This is a genomic window from Nocardia sp. NPDC060220, from assembly GCF_042727815.1.
Lineage (GTDB): Bacteria > Actinomycetota > Actinomycetes > Mycobacteriales > Mycobacteriaceae > Nocardia.
In genome coordinates this window covers 1-2,552 of record NZ_JBHWZY010000925.1, presented here as the reverse complement: position 1 = coordinate 2,552, position 2,552 = coordinate 1, and the positions used below count along the sequence as shown (strand labels likewise).

Below are 2,552 nucleotides of genomic sequence, written 5' to 3'. Positions count from 1 at the left end.
CCGCCAACCACCCCGGCCACAACCCCCGCCCCCCCCACGCCAACGGCCCCACCCCATTACATCCGCAAACCGCCGGGGTAAAACGTGTCCCCGGCCCGTCGACGCTCAGCCTTGCGGTAGCGGCGCGACCTGCCGCTGTTCGGCCTGGACCTCGCGCAGCCGCGAGCCCTCGATGTCGATATCGGGCACGATCCGGTCCAGCCACTTCGGCATCCACCACGCCCACTTGCCCAGCAGCACAAGCAAAGCGGGAATGAGCACCATCCGGACGACGAACGCGTCCAACGCCACGCCCGCGGCCAGCGCGAAGCCCATCGACTTGGCGGTGACATCGGATTCCAGCAGGAACGAACCGAACACCGAGATCATGATGATCGCCGCGGAGGTCACCACGCGCGCTCCGTGGTGATAACCCTTGATCACGGCCTCGGTGGGGTCGGCGCCGTGCACGTATTCCTCGCGCATGCGGGTCACCAGGAACACCTGGTAGTCCATGGCCAAGCCGAAGACCAAGCCGATCAACATGATCGGCAGGAAGCTCACCAGTGGATGTGGATCCTTGATCAGCCCGAGCTCGCCCTCCTGGAAGATCAGCACGGTCGCGCCGAAGGTGGCGCCCATCGACAGCAGGAAGCCGAGCGCGGCGGTGAGCGGGACCAGGATGGACCGGAACACCAGGATCAGCAGGATGAACGCCGCGCCCGCCACGATCGCCATGTACGGCACGATCTTGCTCAGCAGGACATGGTCGATGTCGGCGTAGATGGCGGTGGTTCCGGTGATGCCGTACGACATCTTGTACTGCTCGTTCAGATCGGATTCCGCAGCGCGCGCCGACTGCACCAGATCCTTCGTCGACTGCGCGTTGGGCCCGGTCTTGGGTATGCCGTTGATCAGGGCGCCCGCGCCGTCCTTGCTCATCTGCGGCTCGGTGACCAGATCCATGTCGGGGTAGGACTGTAGCTTGTCGCGCAAGGCATTCAGCGCCGCCTGCCGCTGGTCAACGGGGGTTTCGCTGAGGTCGACGGCCACCTGCAAAACACCGTTGCTGCCCTCGCCGAAGCCTTCGGTGCGCAGATCGTAGGCCTTACGGACGGTGGTCGACTTGGGCAGGCTATCCTCGCCCGGCAGGCCGAGGTTCAGGTTCAGCGCCGGTGCGGCGAGCAGGCCGAGCACCACGATGGCCAGGATCATCGTGACCGCGGGGAACTTGGCGATCCCCCTGGCCACCCGGGTGCCGTTGGTGACGACGCTGTCGTCCTCGGGATCGTGCTGGGCGATCAGCGGCAGTTTCGGCTTGAACAGCGCCTTGCCGAAGGCGCCGAGCAGCGCGGGCATCAGGGTGATGGCGGTGAGCACGGCGAACGCCGCCGCGATGGCGCCACCCAGACCCATGAACGTCAGGAACCTGACCCCGACGATGCTCAGCCCGACCAGCGCGATGATCACGGTGAGCCCGGCGAACACCACCGCCGAGCCCGCGGTACCCAACGCGGTACCGGCCGCTTCCTCGGCGGAATCCTGCACCGCCAGTTCGTGTTTGTAGCGCGAGACGATGAACAGCGCGTAGTCGATGGAGAGGGCGATGCCGATCATCGAGGCCAGGAACGTGGTGAAGCTCGGCACCGACAGCACCGAGGTCGACAGGAAGATCAGCGAGGTTGCCGCGCCGAGCCCGACGATCGCGGTGATGATCGGCACGAACGCGGCGACGATGGCGCCGAACGCCACGATCATCACCACCAATGCCACGGCCATACCGATCATCTCGGACTTGCCGCTCGGCATCTCCTGTTCCATCGCGATGGTGCCGCTGATCTCGACCGTCAGCCCGGCCGCGCGGGCGGAGTCGCCGGCGTTGTAGGCGGCCTCGCGTTCGTCGGCGGTGATGTCGGCGAAGTCCTTGATCGCGAACGGGACACTGAAGTACGCGACGGTCTCGGGTGCGGTCTCGTTCAGCACATTCAGGGGCGCGCCACTGCAGGTCGACGGATCGGGTTGCCCGGTGAGACAGCCCATTTCCTCGGTCGCGGTGATCGGATTCACGATCGGTTCGGCATGGTCGACGATGTCGAGCTGCTCGAGGTCGGCGATCAGGTCATCGATCGCGGCGCGGTTGGCCGGGTCGGTGAGCTTCTGGCCCGCGGGCGCTCCCACAACATAGGTACCGGTCACCGCGTCGAACGCGAACGCCTCCGACATACCGGGGAAGTGCTTGTCGAGGATTTCGGTGGCCCGTTCCGAGGGCAGGTTCGGCATGCTGAAGTCATCGGTCATCGGCTTCTGCAACGAGGATCCCAGCCCCGCGAGCACCATGAAGAGCAGCAACCAGACGGGCAGCACAATCCATTTGCGGCGAAAGGCCAGCTTGCCCCACCGGTAGAGATAGATGGACACGGTTCTTCTCCTCGTGGATCGGTGCGGAGCGCGGATCGGAGGTGTAGCCGGGTCGAACTAGCCCTGAGTCTGGTGCCCAGCAACGGCGATATCAAGCACCGGTGCAGCGCGGATGCCGAAAACGAACGGCCCCGCAATCCGGTAGCGGATTGCGG

The 2,552-nt window shown here is 65.6% G+C and carries 1 protein-coding gene; it reads right to left on the bottom strand.

Features of this window, described 5'->3' with window-relative positions:
- Positions 1-105 precede the first annotated feature (105 nt).
- Positions 106-2,397, bottom strand: a complete 2,292-nt coding sequence (locus ACFWF3_RS31785; protein ID WP_379317479.1) for an MMPL family transporter — start codon at positions 2,395-2,397, stop codon at positions 106-108.
- Between the last annotated feature and the right edge of the window lie 155 nt (positions 2,398-2,552).